We start from the raw sequence: 22810 nt of genomic DNA on the forward strand, positions 1-22810 counted from the left end.
TTCTGTATAAGTTATATGAACAGCATTGACATGTGTCAAAGATAGTATAATAATAAGATTAAAATTTACATATGTCAAACTATATTTTGCATCCATAGATAATGTACTGTGAGATTACATATTGCGGATGTAAGTCATTGTTTCAGAAAGGAAACGGAATATGAAAGTATTATATTTTACATCGACAGGCAATTGCCTGTATGTAGCAAAGCGTATGGGTGGGGAGCTATATTCCATCCCTAAAGCAATAAAGGAGGGGGTATATGAATTTAGTGATGAGAAAATCGGTCTTGTATTTCCAATCTATAATCTGTCAGTACCTCCATACGTTATAGAGTTCATAAAAAAAGCAAAATTCAATTGTAATTATCTTTTTGCTGTTATGACTTATGGAATGTTTGATGGGGCATCCACCAGCAACCTTCTCAAGGTTGCGGAGCAGACAGGAATAGCATTTTCTTATGTTAACATTATTAAAATGGTGGATAACTGGATTCCAAGGTTTCGTATGGAGAATCAGGTAAAGAATGAGCATAAGAAGCAGATTGAGAAGCATCTGGAAGTTATTATATCGGATATCAATTCTTCGAAAGGTTTCGTACACAAGGATACGAAATTGGATAAAATGATGTCTAACTATTTTTTAGAGAGTTTGCAACGTACGAAAGAACAAACAGCAACTATAGAAAAAGCTCATGGGATTGACAGACTCTTTCGTATTGAAGACACTTGTACCAAATGTAGTACATGTGCGAAAGTCTGTCCGGTAAACAATATTACAGTAAATGATGCAAAACCTATCTTCGATGACAAGTGTATAAGTTGTCTTGCATGCACGCAGAACTGTCCTCAAAATGCAATACGATTACAAGGTGAGAAGAGTAAAGCTAGATTTAGAAATAAGAATATTAGTCTGAAAGAAATTATTATTGCCAATGAATAAAATAAACTATTACATTAGGGTTAAGTAATGAAAAAGGTGTTGTCTTCCGACAGCACCTTTTTTTCTATTTTCTCTACAACTTAATTATAACATAGAAAAAGATATAAATAAAGTCTATATGTTCGGCAGGGCCGGTGCTATAATTCAATAACATTTCGAAAAGACTGCCCATAAAATCATTCCAGAAAAATTACCAAAGGAGGTAAGAAAAATGAGTTCCTATGTTCTCAGTTTACAAGATGTTGATAAGACCAAGCTTGCTGTTGTCGGGGGAAAAGGTGCAAATTTGGGTGAACTTATGAAAATTGAGGGGATTCCTGTACCGGAAGGTTTTTGCATATCAACAGATGCCTTTTATAGGATTCTACAGGAAACACCTTCAATGAATGAATTATTACATCAGCTATCACGGTTAAAAATGGACGAACGGGTGAAAATCAGTGAACTTATCGGGAAAATCCGGGAAACCCTGGAAGGAACAGCAATCCCTGAAGATATTAATGCAGAGATTGAAAGCTTTCTTGTAAGAATAGGGGAAGATAGTGCTTATGCAATACGTTCCAGTGCAACGGCAGAGGATTTACCGTCAGCTTCCTTTGCCGGGCAGCAGGACACGTATCTGAACATTATTGGAATAGCAGAGATACGAAAGTATATCATTAAGTGTATGGCATCGTTGTTTTCGGAGAGAGCCGTGATTTATCGGCTTCAGAATAATTTTGACCATCGGAAGGTTCATCTGGCTGTGATTGTTCAGAAGATGGTATACCCAAAGGCAGCAGGAGTCCTGTTTACAGCAGATCCTGTTACATTTAACAGGAAGGTTGTATCAATTGATGCGGGATTTGGTCTTGGAGAAGCTCTGGTTTCCGGACTGGTTAATGCGGATAATTACAAAGTATGTAACGGTAAGGTTATTGAAACAAAAATATCGGTAAAAGAGATGGCTATTTATCCTTTGGAAAAGGGTGGGACAACAGAACAGAAACTAGCACCTGAACTACAGAGCCAGCAGGTGCTGTCAGAAAAGCAGATATTGCAGCTTGAATGTATGGGAAGAAAGCTGGAAGAGCATTTTGGCTGTCCTCAGGATATTGAATGGTGTCTGGCTGATGATGTGTTTTATATTGTTCAAAGCCGGCCGATTACAACTCTATATCCCATTCCCGAAGTTGCTGACAGTGAGAATCATGTATATATATCGGTCGGTCATCAGCAGATGATGACAGATCCACTGAAACCATTGGGAATGTCCGTATACCAGATGACCTCTATAGGGACCAGGTATGAAGCAGGTGGGAGGCTGTTCGTAGATGTCGCTCAAAGTCTGGCTACTTCCGCTGGCAGAAAGGCGTTAATGAGTACCTTGGGGCAATCAGAACATCTTATGAAAGATGCAATTCTGACTATAATAGAGCGGGGAGATTTTATTAGAACCGCACCGGAGGATGAAGGGCAAAGTAATCTAAAGGGCGGTAATAGCGCATCTACAGCAGATTCATCTCAAAATAAAAATAATTCGGAAATTGTAACTGAACTTATTAAGAACAATCAGATATTAATCGAAGAATTAAAGAAAAACATACAGCATAAATCAGGAACGGAGTTATTCCATTTCATACAGGAAGATATTTTGCAGTTAAAGAGCAGCCTTACCAACCCACAAAGTATGCGGTTAATTATGGAAGGATTTAATACTACAGCTTGGATTAATGAAAAGATGTATGAATGGTTGGGTGAAAAGAATGCCGCAGATATACTATCATATTCCGTAGCCAATAATATAACTTCGGAAATGGGTCTGGAACTGATGAATGTGGCAGATATAATACGTCCTTATCCGCAAGTAATAAGTTATTTACAACAGGTAAAAGAGGATGATTTCTTAGAGAAATTAGAGCAGTTTGAGGGCGGCAATAAAGTACGGGATGCTATTTATGCTTACCTTAATAAATACGGGATGCGATGCAGCGGTGAGATTGATATTACGAAGCCTCGTTGGAGTGAGAAGCCGGCAATCCTTTTACCAATGCTCCTTAACAATATCAAGAACTTTGAACCTAATGCCAGTTATCATAAATTTGAGCAGGGGCTTAAAGAAGCGTCTAGAAAGGAACAGGAGTTACTAGAACGATTAAAGCAATTGCCGGAGGGTGAACAAAAAGTAAAAGAAACAAAAGAAAAAATTGATATTCTAAGAGCTGTAGCCGGTTATCGTGAATACCCGAAGTATGGTATCGTCAGCCGGTATTTTATTTATAAACAAGCATTGTTAAAAGAAATAAATCTACTTGCAGAAGCAGGCGTCATTGCGGAAAAAGAGGATGCATATTACCTTACCTTTGAAGAACTTCGTGATGCTGTCCATACAAAAAAAGTAGAGTATCAGGTGGTTAATCAAAGGAAAGAGGAGTTTAAGCTATTTGAAAAATTAACCCCTCCTCGTGTATTTACCTCCGACGGCGAGATTATTACCGGGTCATATAAAAGAACAGATCTTCCAACAGGAGCTCTAGCAGGTCTTGCAGTCTCCTCCGGATGTATTGAAGGTAGGGCACGTGTCGTCTTAAAAATAGAAGATGCCGAACTGGAAGAGGGAGATATTCTAGTTACCACCTTTACCGACCCTAGCTGGACTCCATTATTTGTTACAATCAAAGGCCTGGTTACCGAAGTAGGCGGTTTGATGACCCATGGTGCGGTTATTGCAAGAGAGTATGGATTACCGGCAATCGTCGGAGTAGTGAACGCTACAAAACTCATAAAAGACGGTCAGCGGATTCGTGTTCATGGCACAGAAGGATATGTGGAAATTCTAATAGACAGGTAAAGATTAGTGTATTACAGCATATATGAATTGTTGATAAGCGTAACAGCATTACGAAAGGATAAAATAAAATTAACTCAATACTATGTTTATTCAGGTACAGCCTGATTTTTTATCAGACTGTACCTTTTTATTGCCCAAATACCTCATTACATAAATATTACATTGTATGAAAGAGAAGGGATATTGACATTATAATCCTCTAATGTAATAATGAATTACTACATTCATGGAAGCATTAACAGATAATGTAAAAATATTATTTTAAGAAATTATAGCTTTGATTCACCCAAATCATAAGATTCTATTAGTACAGATACAGTGGATAGAATCTAATAGGCAAAGGAGATGGAAACACTATGAATCCAATAATTGAAGTTAAGAACTTTACCAAGAAATACGGCGATTTCACAGCTGTGAATGATATATCCTTTAGTGTGGAAGAAGGAACAGTTTTTGCCTTTTTGGGGCCGAATGGTGCCGGAAAGAGTACAACAATCAATACCTTATGTACGATATTTGAAAAATCCCAGGGAACCCTGCTTATCGACGGAAAAGATGTATCAAGCCAAAAAGATGAAGTTAGAGCGGCTATAGGAGTCGTTTTTCAGGATTCAACCCTGGATGCTAAAATGACCATCGAAGAAAACCTCAAGATGCACTGTGTTTTTTACAACATACCGAAAAAAGAGGTGGAGGAGCGAATTCAATTCGTTTTGAAATTAGTAGATTTATTAGGTGAAAGAAAAAAGCTTGTGGGTGCTTTGTCCGGCGGTATGAAACGCCGTGTGGAAATTGCCCGTGGATTAATTCACTATCCCAAAGTTCTATTTCTTGATGAGCCTACAACCGGGCTTGACCCTCAAACTAGGGCACATATTTGGGAATATATTATAAAGCTTCAAAAAGAAAGAAATATCACAATATTTCTGACGACCCACTACATGGAAGAAGCAGAGATTTGCAATAAAATAGCTATTATCGATGGGGGTATTATTGTAGCTCATGATACACCTTATGCTTTGAAAAAGATGTATACAAAGGACAAAGCTTACATCACAACAAAGAATGAAACAGAGCTCGAACAGTTATTAATACAATATGAACTGGGATTTGAAAAAAAGGATGGGTATTATAAAGTGGAAGCAGAAAATCTCGATGGTCTTTTAGAGGTGCTAAGTTTTCATAAAGAAAACATTACAAATATAGAAATTAAAAAAGGAACATTCAACGATGTTTTTCTGGAGATAACCGGGAAAAAAATCAGAGAAGAATAGTGAAAGTAAAACGATATTTATTAATCATGTTTCAGTAATATCCAAACATTGATGAGATACGAAAGGAGTTAATATGAATACAATAATTGCCTTATGGATAAGAGGGTTAAAGGCCTTTATCAGAAATAAAACAGGACTGATATTTTCTTTGATATTCCCATTTTTCTTTGTTTATGTATTTGGGGCTATTTTTAAGAATGACTTTATTGAAAATCCAATCGCATATATGTTATCCGGTGTTATTATAACTACGGTATTTGAAAGCTCGTTGAATTTGGCTTCTTCAACCGTTGATGACATGGTAAGTGGATTTATGAAGGAGGTCTTGGTATCTCCGGCTAAGAGAATTGCAGTTGCAATGGGACAAATATTATCAGCTGCAACAGTATCAACCGTTGAAGGGATATTGATACTTGTAGTGGGATTGTTCATCGGCATTCGATTTACAGATTGGACCACACCACTATATATTCTTATCTCAATGATGAGTATAGGGATAGTTTTCTCCGGAGTCGGCTTATTTATGGCTACCAAGGTTCGAAACGGGCAAACTTTTCAGATAGTGAAAACTGCGGTTACAATGCCTCTGACCTTCCTTTCAGGAGCATATATTCCTCTGTCTATGCTGCCTGGGACTCTTAGATATGTGGCATACATTAATCCAATGACCTATGCCACGGCATTTTTTCGTATGGTTGTATTAGAAAAGACGAATCAGCCAACGGCTAATTTAATAAAAGAGGAACTGGCAATTAAAATTAATGGATTTATTGTTACTCCCATTATGTCATTTGGTATTATATTAGCAATTGGTGCGGTATTTTTATTACTGTCAACAATTTCATTTGTAAGAACGGATTTTTCACGCCTGAACAGAAGTGCTACAGATGCCAGTGCTTTATGGGGCTAAAATAATGAGAGCAGTATGTTTTCTCTTCACAGAAAGCATACTGCTCTTATAAGCATGTAGATAAAATGTTTTATAGGGATTTATTCCTCATAGGCCTTTATATATACAAAGTTTTCGTTGCTCCTGCCCATTTTATAGTCCTTGTTTAATACGGAATTTAAAAAGGCAGAACCGCTTGATTCTATGGGGACCAGATCAATAGAAAGTTCTTGCTCTACCATATCTCCGGTTATATCGTCCAGGAACACATTTTCACCGGTTCTTAACATACTGGATGGAATAAGAAGGCTGTCACCTAGATCACAACCCTGTTCTTTCTTCTCCTTCAGCTGCTTTATAAGGTCCTGTCCGGTAATCAGGCCGGCGACGGTAATTGTCTCACCAAAGAAATCATTACGTATGCTTACCACATTAATCTTAACTTTGGGGAAAACCTCCATGATTTTCTCAGAGAAGGAAACTAGCGTCTTGTATACGAGTTTTCCCGTAGCAATTGTAATATTTCTGCTGATAGACTGTTTCATACTTTGATAATTTTCTGATTTTAACAAAGTCTCAAAAGCCTCATTAAATTCAGTGATAAATAATCTCATCATGCCTACACCGTTTTCCAGCTGTATATAACCATCATAACGATCTTCCTCAGGAAAATCGCGTTCGGCAGTAATATAAAACTCATCACTGGCATGTATGAAATGAAGTCCGAAGTTGTTATAGAAAGTCGGTTGATAACTTTCGATCAGATCAATAACCTCACCGGCTTCTTCTTTCGTAAATAATTCAAGGGGATGCAGGTTATCCCGGTATTTGGTAATCCCAGCGGGAACAATGGATACACTTCTCATAAAAGGCAGGTACTTTGACAAGTCATTAATGGATCTTTCTAGCTCCGCACCGTCATTGACATTTTTACAAAGAACAATCTGACCATTCATTTCTATGTGTCCATCGTACAGCTTATCCAGATTCTCAAGAGCCTGTCCGGCAAATCGGTTATGGAGCATTTTACAGCGAAGCTCCGGATTGGTAGTTTGTACGGAGATATTAATAGGCGCAAGATTAAAGCGAATTATTCGGTTAATATCTTTCTCTGTCATATTGGTGAGAGTAATATAGTTCCCTTGAAGAAATGACAGCCTTGAATCGTCGTCCTTAAAATACAGGGTATCACGCATGTCTTTTGGCATCTGGTCAATAAAACAGAAGATGCATTTATTATGACAGGAGCGGTAATCGCTCATAAGGCTGTTCTCAAAATCAATCCCCAAATCATCATCATAATCTTTATCAACTTCAAGAATCCACTCTTCACCATTACCTTTTCTGATAAGAATCTCGATATATTCATCCTTGATAAGGTACTGGTAATCAAAAACATCATCTATTTCTTCCTCATTGATAGCAATAAGATAGTCACCAGGTTCAATGCCCATCTCTTCACCAATGGAATCGGGGGCTACTGTTTTTATCAGGTGGCCCTTTGGTTTCTTATTCATTATAACCTCTTTTCTAAATATCCATCTTAGAGTGCATAACTATTATACACATATACCACTAGATTGTAAATGGCGGTGTTGGGGCGGTTCGCAACAAAGCTACAGTTTGGTATCGAATGGTAAATAGGGATTTTGGGGACGGACGATGGCAGTTGATTCCATTCAACCATTTTCTTGTTCTGAGTTTCGAATTCCACTAAAATGCCAGCAGTTATTCCTGACAGGCTAAATTAAGCCAAACTCGCTGTTCCTCTTTTGGCTGTGTAATATGGTGCGCTCAGACATGGCGTAATTTATCCTAGGAATAACTGCTGCCATTTAAGTGTCATACGAAACTCCTCAATAGAAAATGGCTGAATGGAATCAGCTGCCATCTGTGTACTGATAAACAATATCTATTCCTCTATTCCAAGACTGACTTTAGTATATAGTACGGCAATGGCTACTACTAATTTGTCACAGACAGAAGACAGGTGGGGATATTCGGAAGGTTGGTCTCGAAAGGTTCCTTATGACACTTAAGCTGCCGAAAACGTAACTAGGAAAAGCAGTGCCATGTTTGAGCTCAGAAAACTTACGCAGCCATATTGATCACAGCGAGTTTGGCACTGGTTTGACTGCCAGTTACGTTTCCGGCAGTTTTAGTGGAATAAGGGTTCTTGAGGAACCAATCTTCGGAATATCCCCACCTGTCATCGTCCGTTTGATATTCTTTTCTTTCTCTTCCTTACCATAGAAAGTTTTATATATTGCATATCTTCCTAATAGTAGTTATGATAGTATAGGAATAACCTTTTTGAATGGATGATTGAATCCAAGAATAATCTGGCAGACAATTTGGATGGTTTCTTACGTTATATGCTTTTTGAAATCAGGAATTAGCTTAAAAGGAGACAAAGAGATGACATTGCAGCAATTAAAATATGTGGTGACCGTAGCAGATAAGGGAACGATAAGTGAGGCTGCAAAAGAACTGTTTATTTCTCAGCCAAGCCTTACAAATGCTATCAAAGAACTGGAAAATGAAATGCAGATTACCATATTTAACAGAACAAATAAAGGTATTATCGTATCCAATGCGGGAGATGAATTCCTTGCTTATGCCAGACAAGTTCTTGAACAGGCCAATCTCTTAGAGGAAAGATATCTGAATGTGAAGAAACAAAGCGCGAGGTTTTCCGTTTCGGCGCAGCACTACTCCTTTGCCGTAAATGCATTTGTCGATGTGATTCGCGAATTTGGAGGCAGTCAATATGATTTTACCCTCAGAGAAACACAAACGAATGAGATTATTGAAGATGTAAGCAGGTTAAAGAGTGAGATAGGAATTCTATATACCTCAGTAAAAAATGAAGAAGTAATTCAAAAACTCATAAGGCAGAACAGTCTGGAATTTGAGGAGCTCTTTGTTGCAAAGCCCCATGTGTTTATTAGTTCAAAACATCCTCTTGCTAAGCGAGAGCAGATTACTTTAAAAGAACTGGATGAGTACCCTTACCTTTCTTTTGAACAGGGAGATTATAATTCTTTTTATTTCTCGGAAGAGATTCTTAGTACCATTGACCGGAACAAAAATATAAAAGTAAGGGACAGGGCAACCCTTTTTAATCTTGCGGTAGGATTAAACGGATATACTGTCAGTACCGGAGTAATCAGCAAAGAACTCAATGGTGAGAATATCATTGCAAGACCTCTTATGGTAGACGAATATATGCGGGTAGGGACTATAAAGCAAAGAAATATGCCTCTTAGCCGCTATGGAAAAGCATACATTGAGGCTTTGAAAAAGCATGTGTCAGAATATACGGTTAAGTAATGTAGGCTGATAAAAATGATAGAAATCTTTGTATAATATGTGTCGGATATAGTTAATTGCTATATCAAACACATATTTTTTTGTATTTTTCAATATTATTGAAATGCATTATACTACTAACAACATTTACAAATTACATACAGATATACAAAAATTATTATGAATTCCCATTAAGAAAGGAAGGCAGATATATGAGTAAAAATGCACCGTTTAAATTTGATATAGTAGGAAGTTTTTTAAGACCTGTTTATCTAAAACAGGCAAGAGAAGAGTATGCAAATGGAAAGATTGCAGCCGAAGAGCTAAAGAGAGTGGAAGATAGAGCTATAACAGAATTAATTGTAAAACAGAAAGCAGTTGGATTGCCTGTTATAACAGATGGAGAGTTCAGAAGAAGTTCCTGGCACTTAGACTTTATGTGGGCTTTTAACGGGGTTGGGCATGAAAAAACAAAAGACGGTATTCCTTTCCATGATGAAGCTGCTTTGATTGATGATACCTTTCTTACCGGTAAAGTGTCTGTTGACAGTCACCCCTTTGTGGAACACTTTAAATTTGTGAAACAATTTGAAGATAATAATACGGTGGCCAGGCAGACAATCCCTGCTCCGGCACAGTTTTTATTTCAAATGATTATCCCCGGAAACGCAGAGAAGTCAAAAGCCATATATCAAAACGAATCGGATTTAATACTAGATATAGCTGAAGGGTATAAAAAAGTAATAAAGGATTTGTATGATGCCGGCTGCAGGAACATTCAGTTTGATGACTGCACCTGGGGTGTTTGTGTTGATCACAATGCTTGTTTTATATTAGGAACAGATGAAGAGGGACTGCAGGAGATTATTGACAAGTTGATTCATATCAATAATCTTGCTATTGAAGGAAAACCGGAAGATCTTGTAATAAACAGTCATATCTGCCGTGGGAATTTTCATTCTACCTGGGCTTGTGAGGGCAGCTATGACCGAGTTGCAAAGGATCTATTTGCAAAGGAGAATGTAAACGCGTTTTATCTGGAATTTGATGATGAACGGTCCGGGGATTTTGAACCTCTTCAATATGTAAGTGCTGATAAGCAGGTGGTATTAGGGCTTGTCACGACAAAATCACCTCAATTAGAGAAAAAAGAGGAGATTATCAAACGTATCCATGAAGCAGAAAAATACATCCCGCTGGAGAGGCTTTGCTTAAGTCCACAATGTGGCTTTGCTTCCACAGAAGAAGGAAATAAACTTACGGAAGAAGAGCAATGGGCTAAATTGAAGCTGATTCACGAGATAGTCAGTGAAGTATTCTAAAAAGGGAAGAAAGGCGACTTCTTTGTTTCTGGTTGACGCATTAATAGAATGATATATTGGGCATTAATAATGTTAAGCTAATTATAAACTAATACCGAAGGAGGAAAGCAACAGTATGGGTGAGAAGCATGCTATTAAAATCAGTGCAACAGTGAATGCGCCTGTAGAAGAAGTGTGGAAGTGCTGGACAGAACCGGAACATATTAAGAAATGGAACAATGCCTCAGAGGATTGGCATACTACAGCAGCAGTTAATGATTTAAGGGTTGGTGGTACGTTCCTCTCCAGGATGGAAGCAAAAGACGGAAGCTTTGGGTTTGACTTTTCAGGTGTCTATGATGAAGTGAAATTATATGAAATTATCGCATATAAGTTAGGAGATGAGAGAAAGGTCAGGATTACTTTTACCCGTGATGGAGAGTGCACAGAGATAGTCGAAGTATTTGATGCAGAGAGCACCAATTCTATCGAAATGCAGCAGGCAGGGTGGCAGTCCATACTGGATAATTTTAAACATTATACGGAAACAACCGTTTAATGTACAGTACTAAAAGATTATCCATACAGATTCGCATCAGGTAAACTGTTTTAAAAATTCATGTAATGAGAAATCAAATACCAGATGATTCATTGGAAATGGAAAAGGAATAAGTATTTTCAAAAGGGCAGGCTTGTATGAGAAACTACAGTCTGCCCAAATAATACGGATGGGATAGCCATAGTGCTAGAAGTTTAATATGGCTATATATTACTAAAATTTATTGAAATGAAGCTTTTGATATAGCAGCTGGCTATCATCATAAGGCTTTTTTTCTTCTCCTGGATAACCGATAGCTATAATGGATTCAACACTAAATTCTTCTGGAATCTCAAGGACCTTTCTAATATATTCCTCTGCTTTTTCCTCTTCCGTATGAAAACGTTCCCTTACCTGAATCCAACAAGAACCTAAGCCTAAATCTTCTACGGTCAGCTGGATAAAAGCAGAGGCGATAGAAGCATCCTCAATCCATACATCACTTGCTGTTTTATCCGCGATTACAACAATAGCGAGGGGAGCCGCTGCTAAATATTTTGGTCCCGGTGTTCTGCATTGTGAGAGTTGTAAGAGCAGTTCTGGTTCAGTGACAGCGATGAACTGCCAGGGTCTTATAGAACGGGAGGAGGGAGAGAGTAAGGCACTCTTAAGAATAAGGTCAATTTTCTCCTTCTCTACTTCTTTTTTTTGAAACATTCGGATACTTCTTCTGGATTTTAACAAATCGTACAGCATAATGTTCCTCCTTTCATATTGCAGATTATTTCGTCCGATAATCTGTTTTCAAACATTCTAGTGCAAAGTTAACAATCTGTCAACTTCTGCTGACTTTATTAACAGATCCACCATGGTGAAGGAGTACTCTTGAAAGAGAGGTATCTTGCCATATTGGCCTAACAGGAATATAATGACATCAATTTCTAACTACTTTTACATGACATTCAAGTAAAAAAGCCAAGTAATGAAAAATAAAATGGGATAAAGGAGATTGCAGATGAGACAAATTGAGAGCAGAAGAAGTGTGCGCAAATACCAGGATAAAAAAGTGGAGAAGGAGAAAATTCTACAGATGTTGGAAAGTGCCAGATTAGCTCCATCAGGCAGCAATACCCAGCCCTGGAACTTTATTATAGTTGAATCGGAAGGGACAAAAGAAAAATTAACGAGAGCTGACCATAATCAAAGGTGGATGTTATCAGCCCCTCTATTCTTAGTATGTATAGCTGATATTCGCAGCCGAATTGAGCATGGCGGCGAAATCAGTTTGGATGAGTATAGTCCTGATCCGGAGCTTAAGCAAATAATAAGAGATACCGCAATTGCCATTGAACATATTTTACTGGAAGCAGAGAATTTAGGACTATCAACTTGTTGGACGGCTTGGTTTCAACAAGAAGATGTCAGACCTGTCTTAAACATTCCAAAGGATAAGTATGTATGCGGAATCATAACTGTAGGTTACGGCGATGAAGTGCCAGAGAGACGCCCAAGAAAATGTATTGAAGAAATTATCCGATACGAGCAATGGTAAAGTCGGTAATTAAAACGTTAAATCGGATGTGCCATGCATGTAAAATAATTTGTCCAGTCTAATATGCTGGGCAAAGCTTTTATTTTAAGAATATCACAAATCCTTGACAACAATTGTCTTGAGACTATAATAGAGATAGTAATAAATTTGTAAATTTTGTAATATTCTTTCGAATCAATTGATTTATAGTCGACTTCTTGTGGAATGCCTCGACGATAGAAAAGAATGAATACTACGTTAAATTTTGAAAGTTTGTTAACTAATGTTAAAAAAATTTGAACATAATTGATAAATGTTGTTGCTTTTGGGGGAGGTTATGTTATAATTCCATATATCAATAATTCATTTTTGAAGTGATTCAAATTTTGATTCGTAGTATATGAAAGGGTTATATTGGATGAAACGAGCAAAAATACAGGATATTGCTGACTTACTGAATATTTCCAGGGTAACTGTTTGGAAAGTGTTTAACAACAAAGATGGCGTCTCAGAGGATATGAAACGCAAAGTATTAGAATGTGCGGCGGAGTTAAACTACCAGCCTTCCAAGCTCCAGGAAGTTGAATTGGCTATTCCGTTAAAAAAACAGACTCTGGTATCTGTTGTAGTGTCAAGGCCGGAAACCTCTGCATTTTGGGTGAAGATTATACACCAATTGGCAGAAGAGTTCTCAAACAGCGGAATCGGATTAATGTACACCTACCTTCCTGCACAAATACCGGAGGGTTATGTGCTGCCTCAATCTTTAACAGATGGAAGCATTCAGGGGATTATCATAATGAATGTATATGATGAAGAGATGCTTCAGCTATTAAACGGATTGTCAATACCAAAAGTATTTCTGGATATTGTTACGGATATGTCAGTGGAATCGTTGAATGGGGATTTATTACTGCTGGAAGGCCGTGATAGCATTAAAGAAATCGTTACTACTTTAATAAAGCGGGGACGTAAGCATATAGGCTTTATTGGAGATATACAATATGCAAAAACAAATATGGAAAGATACGAAGGATATGTATCAGCCATGTATCAATTTGGCATGCCCATTGAACCGAATATATGTTATACCGGAAATATGACCGTAAAAACATATGTAGAGATAATAGAAGAATTTATGAATAACATAAAACAGCTGCCAGATGCATTTGTATGTGTGAACGATCATGCAGCAAATATGCTAGTGCAGTATCTTGAAAGTCATGGACATCAAGTCCCCGGGGATGTGGCGGTATCCGGTTATGATGATAACAATGAATTTAATTATACAAAGAATTTAACTACCGTTCAGGTTAATAATTCTCAGATCGGTAAACGACTGGCAAAGCAGCTGTTATATCGAATTGACAATCCGGAGGATCCTTTTGAGGTAACTTATATTCGCACAAGAGTTGTCTACAGAAATTCAACGGAAATCTAGAATTAGATGGTTAGGGTAATATAAATTAGTTCCTCTGAAATTAATATATCCTGTAATATGAATATGCCTTGGAAAAGTACAAATACCACAAAAAAGTACATTTTCCAAGGCGTTTTTTTGTTTAATTTTATTGACATCAAATTTACACTATGTTATTATGATGTTAACTTTGTTACTATGTGTGTTAATAACGTTAACGAGTTAAGGAAAAGACCAATCATATTCATTAGTAAAGAAACCGCCAGTAGGCGTCCTAGGAGTGTTGCCGGGCGGTGGAAGGGGTAGGAATGAACAAGACAGAATGGCAGGACCCGACGTTTCTGCAAAAAGGCAGAGAAAAAGAAAGAGCTTATTTTATCCCATACCGTAATATGGACACAGCATTGCAAGGCACCAAAGAACAATCTTCTTCTTATCAATTGTTAAATGGGGAATGGGATTTTAAGTATTATGAGAAAGTCTATGACGTACCGGAAGTAATTGAACAATGGGACCGTATAACAGTTCCCTCAAACTGGCAGATGCATGGATATGATAAGCCCTACTACACCAACGTAAATTATCCGCATCCGGTAGACCCTCCTTATGTACCTGATGATAATCCGTGCGGAGTTTACAGAACAAGATTCTGTATCGATGAACAGGGGATGGAACAAGATACATACCTTGTACTGGAAGGTGTTAATTCCTGCTACTATCTCTATGTCAACGGAAGGGAAATTGGTTACAGCCAGTGCAGTCATATGCCGTCTGAATTTCGTTTAACACCTTACATGAAACAAGGGGATAACGAGTTAGTGGTTAAGGTCCTAAAATGGTGTGACGGAAGTTATCTGGAAGATCAGGACTTCTTCCGGTTATCGGGAATCTTTCGAGATGTTTATCTTATTTCCAGGGAAAAAACACATATTAGAGATATTAAAATCGAAAATGATCTGTCAAAGGTTTCTGCTCGAATTGAGATTTGCGATAACGGGAACTTAAACGAGGAAGCAATTGTCTGGAGCAGTCTTTATGATGGAAATGTTCTGCTTGAAAAGAAACAGGTAATTGCTAACAAGGTTACATTTACTGTGAGTAATCCAAAATTATGGACAGCGGAGACGCCCAACCTATATTCCATGATATTTCAGATGGGAGAAGAATATATACCCATACATGTGGGATTTCGGACAATTGAAACATCCAATCAGGGTGAATTGCTTATTAATGGAACACCAGTGAAACTAAAAGGTGTAAATCACCATGATACACATCCTACAAAAGGACATGTGATGTCAATTGAAGATATTAAAAAAGATCTTATTACAATGAAACAGTTGAATATTAATACAATACGTACATCCCATTATCCGCCCACATCAGAATTCCTGGAGTTATGTAATCAATACGGTTTTTATGTTGTGGACGAGGCAGATATTGAAATGCATGGCTTTGTCTCCAAGATAACCGGCTGGGAATATAAAGCGTATGCTAAGGATTGGCTTACAGATGATCCTTTGTGGGAAGAGGCTTTGCTGGAGCGAATAAGAAGAATGGTAGAACGGGATAAAAATCATCCCTGCGTTATCATGTGGTCTTTGGGTAATGAGTCCGGATATGGTTCCCACTATGATAAAATGTGCGAATGGATTAAGACCAGGGACAAGATTCGCTTAATACATAATGAAAGAGCGAACATGGTTGACAATCCTCCCTGTGTGGATGTTGTCAGTTATATGTATATGGACATAACTACCTTGGAAAAGGAAGGGGAAAGTAAGGATACACGGCCATATTTTCTATGTGAATACTCTCATGCAATGGGAAATGGTCCCGGAGATGTGAAAGATTATGTGGACGTATTTTATCGTTATCCCCGCCTGCTTGGGGGATGCATCTGGGAATGGGCAGATCATACGGTTCTAAAAGATGGTAAATATTATTATGGCGGGGATTTCGGTGAGGCGACTCATGACGGGAATTTCTGTGTAGATGGACTTGTCTTCGCAGATCGAAGTCTAAAAGCCGGTTCCCTGGAAGCAAAAGCAGCTTATCAATATTTAAGAGCAGAACTTGTAGAGGGCTCTGGTTCTGAAGTAATGATAACAAATCTCTATGATTTTACTAATCTAAATGATTTTATTTTGAGATGGGAACTTGTGAAGGACGGGGTGACAGAAGTACAGGGAGAATTAATATTAGACCTTGAACCTCATCAATCTAAAAAAATTGTATTAGCCTATAAGCTTCCGGAAAAATGTGAGCTGGGATGTTTTCTGAATCTTTCGTTAATCAGACGTGAGGATTGTCAGTGGGCGGAAGCCGGTTATGAAACTGCCATGGTTCAGTTAGCTTTGACGGAAGTTGAGGCAGATAGTCTTTTTTATAAAGTTTACAGGGAAGAAATAGGCGCTATAAAGGAAAGCCTTCACGCTGAAGAAAATGATAATGTGCTGGAGATATATTGCGCAGATGGCAGTGGGTTCAGCTTTGATAAGAATAAAGGGTGTCTTTGCGGTATCAAAGTAAAGGGACAGAATTTGTTGGAGGAAGAGGCGAAAATAACTGCCTGGAGAGCGCCTACGGATAATGACAGACATATTAAATATCAATGGGGAATCTTTACGGATAATATCAGTGGCTGGAACATGAACCGGCTGTTTCATAAATGCTACCGTATGGATTGGAAAGTCTGCCAGGATGATTCAATCTCAATCCAGGTAAGCGGAAGCCTTGCAGGAGTTGCCAGAGAGCCTTTTGCCAGATATGATGCATGCTATGCCGTAGATTCTTACGGATATCTAAAGGTTGATATGAATGTAAAAATACATGAGGATTGTATATGGCTTCCAAGATTCGGATTTGAATTCGTATTGCCGGAAGAGATGGAACAGGTGGAGTATTTTGGTAAAGGACCCTATGAAAATTATATAGATATGTGCCACCATGTGAAAACCGGACGGTTTTATACGACTGCATCCAAAGAATATGTTCCATATATCAAGCCCCAGGAACATGGTAATCACACTGGCGTCAAGTACCTGAAGCTGCATAATGATAAGGGAATCGCATTGGAATTTTACTCTGAAGAAGGCTTTGAATGCAATGTATCACATTATACTTCAGAACAACTTACAAATGCCCTGCACAATTATGAATTGGTACCAAGTAAATACACAATAGCCAGAGTGGATTACAAAGTCAGTGGTATCGGCTCTCATAGCTGTGGTCCTGAATTGATTGAGAAATATAGGCTCCGTGAGAAGAATTTTAGTTTCTCCTTTGGCATTCATGCAAAGTATGATAGGTAAGTTGCTGTCATTAGAGGTTAGGGCTTAAATTAGAAATAAAATAATAAATGAAGGGGGTGTTGCATTAATAAAGTAAAAGGCTACTTTGGATGCAGCGGCCCCTTTTGAAGATAAAAATGAGTAAGAAAGAGATAAGGAGAATGAATGAATGGATGATTTATTGGAAAAATTAATATCGGTTGTTCCAACTGAAAACCAGATTAACTGGCAGAAACTTGAGTATACAGCTTTTTTCCACTACGGAATTAATAGCTTTACGGACCGTGAATGGGGTACGGGTAAAGAGGATATATCCATATTTTCACCTAAAAATCTGAACACGGATCAGTGGTGTGAAGTGTTAAAGCGGGCAGAAATTAAAGCCTGTATTATTACAGCGAAACATCATGATGGTTTCTGTCTTTGGAATACGGCATATACAAACCACTCTGTAATGCATACACCTTTTAAACGGGATATTGTAGCAGAACTTGCAGCTTCCTGTAAGAAATATGGAATTAAGTTAGGGGTCTATCTGTCACCCTGGGATAGACATGAATCTGTCTATGGCAGTGGTGAGGAGTATAATAACTATTTTTGCAACCAATTAACTGAATTATTAACAAACTATGGAAAGTTATATAGTGTATGGTTTGATGGTGCCTGCGGTGAAGGCCCGAATGGTAAAAAACAGGAATATGACTGGAAGCGTTATTATGAGCTGATTCGAAAATTGCAGCCGGAAGCAGTAATATCGGTATGCGGACCGGATGTGCGCTGGTGCGGTAATGAGGCCGGTGATTGCAGAGAATCCGAATGGAGTGTTGTACCTGCGGAAGTGTTTTCACAATCGGATATTATGGAGAAATCTCAGAAGAACGATGATGCTGAATTCAGAAAACAAGGTCTTGATGAGCAAACCAATGACCTTGGAAGCCGTAAGATTGTGGAAAAAGCCGATAAACTAATCTGGTATCCTGCCGAGGTTAATGTTTCTATCCGTCCCGGCTGGTTTTATCACGAATCAGAAGATCTGCTTGTAAAGTCCTTATCTGACTTGAAAAGAATATACCTGAATGCTGTAGGAGGAAATGGTTTATTTCTTTTAAATATACCGCCGCACAAGGATGGTTATATTACAACCTACGATGAAGAAAGATTAACAGAATTGGGCAGTTTTATTCGAGAGGCGTTTCAGGAGAATTATGCAGTGAAAGCACAGGTAACAGCTTCTTCTACTGAACCGGGAAGTGATGTTTACAATGTTTTAGAAGAAAATGATACTTATTGGAAAGCAATTGATTACTCTGCCTGCTGCGATATTGTAATCAGATTGAAAGAACCTGAAGTGCTTCAATATATTGTGCTTCAAGAGCAGATTAAGTTAAGCCAGCGAGTGGAACGATTTGAAGTATGGGCAGAGACTGAGGTCACAGAGGAAAGATTAATCTATAGCGGAACTACCATAGGGTATAAAAAGATCTGCGCAATTCCGCCTACAAAAATTATATCCTTGAGAATTGTATTTAAGGAATACCGCGTAGCACCTGTTATTCAGACAATAGGATTATACTAAATACATGTTAAAACAGTGCGGTTAATACGAAATGTAAGTTTTAGTGAACCTTAATTAACATAAATATACTGTTAACGTTAATTGAAAGAAAAGGATAATTAAACGGCTATAAAGCAAATGATACCGATGGGTTTAGGCAAAAATCATATAAACAATCATGGTAATGAAATGTTTTTGTTGATAATTTTAAAAATATATTGACATTAGAGTTACATCATGTTAAACTTATGTTAAGTTTTTTGGGGAATACGTTAATTTAAATGTTAAATAAATTATCATCAATATTTAAAAAATAGAGATTATATTAATTGATTAGTTAACATTTTGTCGTATGAGTTAATTTTAGTTGCATAATGTGCAGATAATGAAAGGCTGAGGTATTATTATGGAAAAAGATCCTGGAAAAAAAAGAATAAAAAGAAGACGTTGGTCGAAAGATGATTCTCAATTATCTTTGTTAGCCTTACCTACTTTCGTATGGTATTTACTGTTTAGTTATTTACCTATGTTTGGTGTAATAATTGCTTTCAAGAATTATAGAATCACTGCCGGAAAAGGATTTTTATACAATCTGTTGCACAGCGCCTGGTCAGGAACCGGAAATTTTGTATACATGTTTAAATCCAACAGCTTTGCAATATTGCTGCGTAACACGATTCTTTACAATATTGTCTTTGTTATCTTGGGTATTTTGATTCCGGTAACTTTGGCAATCATGCTTAGTTTGGTACATAGCAAGTTTAAATCAAAAGTATATCAAACCTGCATGTTCTTCCCTCATTTCTTATCTTGGGTAGTTGTTAGTTATTTTGTTTTTGCATTCCTTAGTGCAGATAAAGGTATTTTAAATCATGTTCTGGAAGCTTTCGGACGTGAACCGATTCAATGGTATATGGAACCGAAATACTGGCCTTATATTCTGATATTTATGAAGATGTGGAAGGGCGTAGGTTACGGAACAGTAGTATACCTTGCTAGTATTACAGGAATTGACTCCACCTACTATGAAGCAGCAGTAATCGATGGTGCAACAAAATGGAGGCAGGTAAAATATATCACAATACCATTTTTAAAGCCAATTATTATCATGATGTTCATCTTAAGTATAGGAGGCATCTTTAGCTCTGATTTCGGTCTTTTCTATCAGGTAACCAGAGGAATACCAGCTTCACTTTATAATGTATCTTCAACGATTGACACTTATATTTATAATGCGATAAGATCCAATGCTCCAATCGGAATGACATCAGCAACATCACTGTTACAGTCAGTAGCCTGCTGCCTTACAATTCTTATGGCTAACTGGGTTGTTAAAAAAGTGGATGACGAGTACGCGATTATATAAGCATGACAATATAAAGGAAGGTGAAGAAAGATGTTTCAGAAAAATAAAGAAGAAGATTCTGCTTATAAATTAAACAGAATTTCAAAACCAACAAACTATTTGTTCAATATAATATTTGTAATTTGTGCAGCGGTAGCGATTGTACCTTTTATATTTGTAATAATGATATCCGTATCATCAAAGCAGTCTATTGCAAAGTGGGGATATCAATTCATACCTAAGAACTTTTCCTTAGATGCATACCTGTTCTTATGGAATGAAAAACATACGATATTAGGCGCTTTTGGAATTTCGTTACTGGTAACGATACTAGGAACGATAATTGGCTTGGTGCTTACCTCCTCTATGGGATATGTTTTATCCAGATCAGAATTTAAATTAAAAGGATTTTTGACCTGGGTGGTGTTTATTCCGATGATTTTCGGTGGTGGTATGGTAGCTTCCTATGTTGTAAATAGTAATATCCTGCATTTAAAGGATACGGTATGGGCATTGATCCTTCCGTTGGCGGTATCGTCCTACAATGTGGTAATCTGTAAAACCTTCTTTAAGACCAGTATACCGGATTCTATTGTAGAGGCTGCTAAAATCGACGGTGCAAATCAGTTAAGTATCTATACAAGAGTTATTTTACCGATTTCAAAACCTCTTTTAGCTACTATAGGGTTATTTTTAAGCTTTGGTTATTGGAATGACTGGTTCCAGTCATCACTTTATATAAATAACAGCAAGTTAATGTCCTTACAGGCTATATTGAATAACATTCAAAAAAATGTTGAATTCCTGGCAAACAATCCTTCCGCCGGCTTATCACTTCAGGAGTATAAGAATATGATGCCTACGGAATCAGCAAGAATGGCTATCGCGGTATTAATCGTAGTACCAATTGCATGCGCTTACCCGTTCTTCCAAAGATATTTTGTATCAGGATTGACCATTGGGTCAGTAAAAGGTTGATTTATTAAAAGTATTTATACTTTAGTAAATAAATATGAAAACAATAGGAGGTATAGGTTTTTATGAAAAGAAAGATCGCTTTGTTACTATCGATCGTACTGGTATTAAGTACAATCTTTGCCGGATGCTCTAAAGACAACAATAAAAATACCGGCAACAAAGGAACTAACAATGGAACTACTAACGGAGCTACTGCAACTACAACACCTGACGGAAAAGATAATGGTACATCCGGTGATAAAGTAGTCACACTGAAATGGATTGCTGTTGGTAGCGGTATGCCAAAAAATTACGATGCTTGGTTAGCTAAAATCAATCCTTATCTGGAACAGAAAATTGGGGTTAACATTGATATGGAAATCGTATCATGGGGTGATTGGGGTAACAGAAGAAATATTATCGTTAACTCCGGTGAATACTTCGATATTCTCTTCACAGATGGCGGAAATTTCACAAGCGATGTTGCTTTAGGTGCTTACTATGATATGAAAGATATTATTAAGACAAGTGCACCTGATTTATATTCATACATTCCTGAAAATTACTGGAATGCGGTTTCTATTAATGGTGGTGTTTACGGCGTACCTACTTACAAAGATTCCTCTATGTCAAACTATATTGTTTGGGATAAAGCAAAAGCTGACAAGTATGGCGTTGACTATAAGAATATCCACTCTTTAGACGGACTTACTGAGCCTTTAAAGAAAATTACAGAAGGCGAAGGAACACCTGCTTTACCTTTAGACCAGAACGGACTTGCAATGATCTTAAGTTTATATGATGGTATTGGACTTGGAGTTCCTGCTATTGGTGTTAAATTTGATGATCAGAACCGTAAAGTAGTAAACGTTCTTGAGCAGGAAGATGTTATGTCACAGCTTAAGACACTTCATGACTGGTATAAATCCGGCGTTATCAATTCTGATGCACCTGCTACATCTGAATCACCTTCCTACAAAGCAGTTGGTATTGCACAGGGATGGCCTTCAGCAGCTAAGACAACCTGGGGACCTGCAATGGGTGTAGAAGCAGAAGCTGTTCAGATCAACGACACTATCGTATCCAATGAAACAGTTCGTGGTTCCGTTAATGCTATCTATTCCGGTTCCAAGTATCCTGAAAAATGCCTTGAGTTCTTACAGCTTGTAAACCTTGATCCTAAGGTAAGAGATGCCTTCTATTATGGTGTTGAAGGAGAAAACTTCAAATACACAGCTGACGGCAAGGTTGAGAAACTTAACACAGAATGGCCGATGGCAGGTTATACACAGGGTACATTCTTCACTGTATCTCAGCTGTCTACCGATACTGTAAATCAGTGGGATGAAGTTAAGAAGTTAAATGAAAATGCAAAACCTTCCGTTTTATTAGGATTTAACGCAGATTTCTCAAAGATCCAGAATGAACTTGCTAACTGCAGAGAAGTATACAACAAATATAAGAGTGAGCTTTTAACAGGTGCTTCTGATCCTGAAGTTACTGTTCCTAAAATCACAAAAGAGTTAAAAGCTGGCGGACTTGATACTATTATCACTGAAGTACAGAGCCAGATTGATGCTTACTATAACAAGTAAGATTTAAAATAGCATAATGATATAAAG

General features: G+C 37.6%; 17 protein-coding genes. 15 read left to right on the forward strand and 2 right to left on the reverse strand.

The annotated features are described in order from the left end of the window. Positions 1–160: 160 nt before the first annotated feature. The 4 genes from bsdcttw_RS08670 to bsdcttw_RS08685 all read left to right on the forward strand — a co-directional run bounded on the left by bsdcttw_RS08670 (position 161) and on the right by bsdcttw_RS08685 (position 5957). On the forward strand, positions 161–943 hold the full coding sequence (locus tag bsdcttw_RS08670) for an EFR1 family ferrodoxin (RefSeq protein WP_185258984.1): 783 nt from the start codon (positions 161–163) through the stop codon (positions 941–943). Positions 944–1154: 211 nt separating this feature from the next. After that, on the forward strand, positions 1155–3773 hold the full coding sequence (gene ppsA, locus bsdcttw_RS08675) for a phosphoenolpyruvate synthase (protein WP_185258985.1): 2619 nt from the start codon (positions 1155–1157) through the stop codon (positions 3771–3773). A gap of 356 nt (positions 3774–4129) precedes the next feature. After that, positions 4130–5047: an ABC transporter ATP-binding protein gene (locus bsdcttw_RS08680; RefSeq protein ID WP_185258986.1), complete on the forward strand. Its 918-nt coding sequence runs from the start codon at positions 4130–4132 to the stop codon at positions 5045–5047. A 73-nt stretch (positions 5048–5120) separates the two neighbouring features. Then, the gene (locus tag bsdcttw_RS08685) at positions 5121–5957 is read left to right on the forward strand and encodes an ABC transporter permease (RefSeq protein ID WP_185258987.1); all 837 of its coding nucleotides are present in this window, start codon (positions 5121–5123) and stop codon (positions 5955–5957) included. 80 nt (positions 5958–6037) lie between these two features. Here the strand turns inward: bsdcttw_RS08685 and bsdcttw_RS08690 are convergent, their stop codons facing one another. Next, positions 6038–7453 (reverse strand): DUF512 domain-containing protein, encoded by a 1416-nt coding sequence (locus bsdcttw_RS08690; protein WP_185258988.1) that lies wholly within the window; start codon positions 7451–7453, stop codon positions 6038–6040. A 357-nt stretch (positions 7454–7810) separates the two neighbouring features. Here bsdcttw_RS08690 and bsdcttw_RS08695 point away from each other — a divergent pair, with 357 nt between their 5' ends. The 4 genes from bsdcttw_RS08695 to bsdcttw_RS08710 all read left to right on the forward strand — a co-directional run bounded on the left by bsdcttw_RS08695 (position 7811) and on the right by bsdcttw_RS08710 (position 11108). Continuing rightward, the gene (locus bsdcttw_RS08695) at positions 7811–7975 is read left to right on the forward strand and encodes a hypothetical protein (protein ID WP_185258989.1); all 165 of its coding nucleotides are present in this window, start codon (positions 7811–7813) and stop codon (positions 7973–7975) included. Positions 7976–8354: 379 nt separating this feature from the next. Further along, positions 8355–9269, forward strand: coding sequence for a LysR family transcriptional regulator (locus bsdcttw_RS08700; protein WP_185259750.1), 915 nt, complete (start codon positions 8355–8357; stop codon positions 9267–9269). 191 nt (positions 9270–9460) lie between these two features. Then, a complete protein-coding gene (locus tag bsdcttw_RS08705) occupies positions 9461–10570 on the forward strand; it encodes a 5-methyltetrahydropteroyltriglutamate--homocysteine S-methyltransferase (RefSeq protein WP_185258990.1) in 1110 nt (369 codons plus the stop codon). A gap of 115 nt (positions 10571–10685) precedes the next feature. Beyond that, on the forward strand, positions 10686–11108 hold the full coding sequence (locus bsdcttw_RS08710; RefSeq protein WP_185258991.1) for an SRPBCC family protein: 423 nt from the start codon (positions 10686–10688) through the stop codon (positions 11106–11108). Positions 11109–11321: 213 nt separating this feature from the next. Here the strand turns inward: bsdcttw_RS08710 and bsdcttw_RS08715 are convergent, their stop codons facing one another. After that, positions 11322–11843: a nitroreductase family protein gene (locus bsdcttw_RS08715; protein ID WP_185258992.1), complete on the reverse strand. Its 522-nt coding sequence runs from the start codon at positions 11841–11843 to the stop codon at positions 11322–11324. A 259-nt stretch (positions 11844–12102) separates the two neighbouring features. On the opposite strand from bsdcttw_RS08715, the gene bsdcttw_RS08720 reads away from it, so the two are divergent. The 7 genes from bsdcttw_RS08720 to bsdcttw_RS08750 all read left to right on the forward strand — a co-directional run bounded on the left by bsdcttw_RS08720 (position 12103) and on the right by bsdcttw_RS08750 (position 22783). Continuing rightward, positions 12103–12639, forward strand: a complete 537-nt coding sequence (locus tag bsdcttw_RS08720; RefSeq protein ID WP_185258993.1) for a nitroreductase family protein — start codon at positions 12103–12105, stop codon at positions 12637–12639. 397 nt (positions 12640–13036) lie between these two features. Then, on the forward strand, positions 13037–14059 hold the full coding sequence (locus bsdcttw_RS08725; protein ID WP_185258994.1) for a LacI family DNA-binding transcriptional regulator: 1023 nt from the start codon (positions 13037–13039) through the stop codon (positions 14057–14059). Between the two features lie 287 nt (positions 14060–14346). Beyond that, a complete protein-coding gene (locus bsdcttw_RS08730; protein WP_185258995.1) occupies positions 14347–17352 on the forward strand; it encodes a glycoside hydrolase family 2 TIM barrel-domain containing protein in 3006 nt (1001 codons plus the stop codon). A gap of 148 nt (positions 17353–17500) precedes the next feature. Beyond that, complete coding sequence (locus bsdcttw_RS08735; protein WP_185258996.1) at positions 17501–18907, forward strand: alpha-L-fucosidase; 1407 nt, start codon at positions 17501–17503, stop codon at positions 18905–18907. A gap of 385 nt (positions 18908–19292) precedes the next feature. Then, positions 19293–20252: an ABC transporter permease gene (locus tag bsdcttw_RS08740; RefSeq protein ID WP_185258997.1), complete on the forward strand. Its 960-nt coding sequence runs from the start codon at positions 19293–19295 to the stop codon at positions 20250–20252. A 30-nt stretch (positions 20253–20282) separates the two neighbouring features. Then, positions 20283–21209 carry a carbohydrate ABC transporter permease gene (locus tag bsdcttw_RS08745; RefSeq protein WP_185258998.1) on the forward strand — a complete coding sequence of 309 codons (927 nt, stop codon included), beginning with the start codon at positions 20283–20285 and terminating at the stop codon, positions 21207–21209. Between the two features lie 62 nt (positions 21210–21271). Beyond that, entirely contained in the window at positions 21272–22783 is a 1512-nt protein-coding gene (locus bsdcttw_RS08750; protein ID WP_185258999.1) for an ABC transporter substrate-binding protein, read from the forward strand. Positions 22784–22810: the final 27 nt, after the last annotated feature.

The organism is Anaerocolumna chitinilytica (genome assembly GCF_014218355.1).
Taxonomy (GTDB): Bacteria; Bacillota; Clostridia; order Lachnospirales; family Lachnospiraceae; genus Anaerocolumna; species Anaerocolumna chitinilytica.

What these genes read in the sequence shown, in the direction of transcription:
- bsdcttw_RS08670 (WP_185258984.1), top strand. Translation starts at nt 161, where the DNA reads ATGAAAGTATTATATTTTACATCGACAGGCAATTGCCTGTATGTAGCA.
- ppsA (WP_185258985.1), top strand. Translation starts at nt 1,155, where the DNA reads ATGAGTTCCTATGTTCTCAGTTTACAAGATGTTGATAAGACCAAGCTT.
- bsdcttw_RS08680 (WP_185258986.1), top strand. Translation starts at nt 4,130, where the DNA reads ATGAATCCAATAATTGAAGTTAAGAACTTTACCAAGAAATACGGCGAT.
- bsdcttw_RS08685 (WP_185258987.1), top strand. Translation starts at nt 5,121, where the DNA reads ATGAATACAATAATTGCCTTATGGATAAGAGGGTTAAAGGCCTTTATC.
- bsdcttw_RS08690 (WP_185258988.1), bottom strand. Translation starts at nt 7,453, where the DNA reads ATGAATAAGAAACCAAAGGGCCACCTGATAAAAACAGTAGCCCCCGAT.
- bsdcttw_RS08695 (WP_185258989.1), top strand. Translation starts at nt 7,811, where the DNA reads ATGGAATCAGCTGCCATCTGTGTACTGATAAACAATATCTATTCCTCT.
- bsdcttw_RS08700 (WP_185259750.1), top strand. Translation starts at nt 8,355, where the DNA reads ATGACATTGCAGCAATTAAAATATGTGGTGACCGTAGCAGATAAGGGA.
- bsdcttw_RS08705 (WP_185258990.1), top strand. Translation starts at nt 9,461, where the DNA reads ATGAGTAAAAATGCACCGTTTAAATTTGATATAGTAGGAAGTTTTTTA.
- bsdcttw_RS08710 (WP_185258991.1), top strand. Translation starts at nt 10,686, where the DNA reads ATGGGTGAGAAGCATGCTATTAAAATCAGTGCAACAGTGAATGCGCCT.
- bsdcttw_RS08715 (WP_185258992.1), bottom strand. Translation starts at nt 11,843, where the DNA reads ATGCTGTACGATTTGTTAAAATCCAGAAGAAGTATCCGAATGTTTCAA.
- bsdcttw_RS08720 (WP_185258993.1), top strand. Translation starts at nt 12,103, where the DNA reads ATGAGACAAATTGAGAGCAGAAGAAGTGTGCGCAAATACCAGGATAAA.
- bsdcttw_RS08725 (WP_185258994.1), top strand. Translation starts at nt 13,037, where the DNA reads ATGAAACGAGCAAAAATACAGGATATTGCTGACTTACTGAATATTTCC.
- bsdcttw_RS08730 (WP_185258995.1), top strand. Translation starts at nt 14,347, where the DNA reads ATGAACAAGACAGAATGGCAGGACCCGACGTTTCTGCAAAAAGGCAGA.
- bsdcttw_RS08735 (WP_185258996.1), top strand. Translation starts at nt 17,501, where the DNA reads ATGGATGATTTATTGGAAAAATTAATATCGGTTGTTCCAACTGAAAAC.
- bsdcttw_RS08740 (WP_185258997.1), top strand. Translation starts at nt 19,293, where the DNA reads ATGGAAAAAGATCCTGGAAAAAAAAGAATAAAAAGAAGACGTTGGTCG.
- bsdcttw_RS08745 (WP_185258998.1), top strand. Translation starts at nt 20,283, where the DNA reads ATGTTTCAGAAAAATAAAGAAGAAGATTCTGCTTATAAATTAAACAGA.
- bsdcttw_RS08750 (WP_185258999.1), top strand. Translation starts at nt 21,272, where the DNA reads ATGAAAAGAAAGATCGCTTTGTTACTATCGATCGTACTGGTATTAAGT.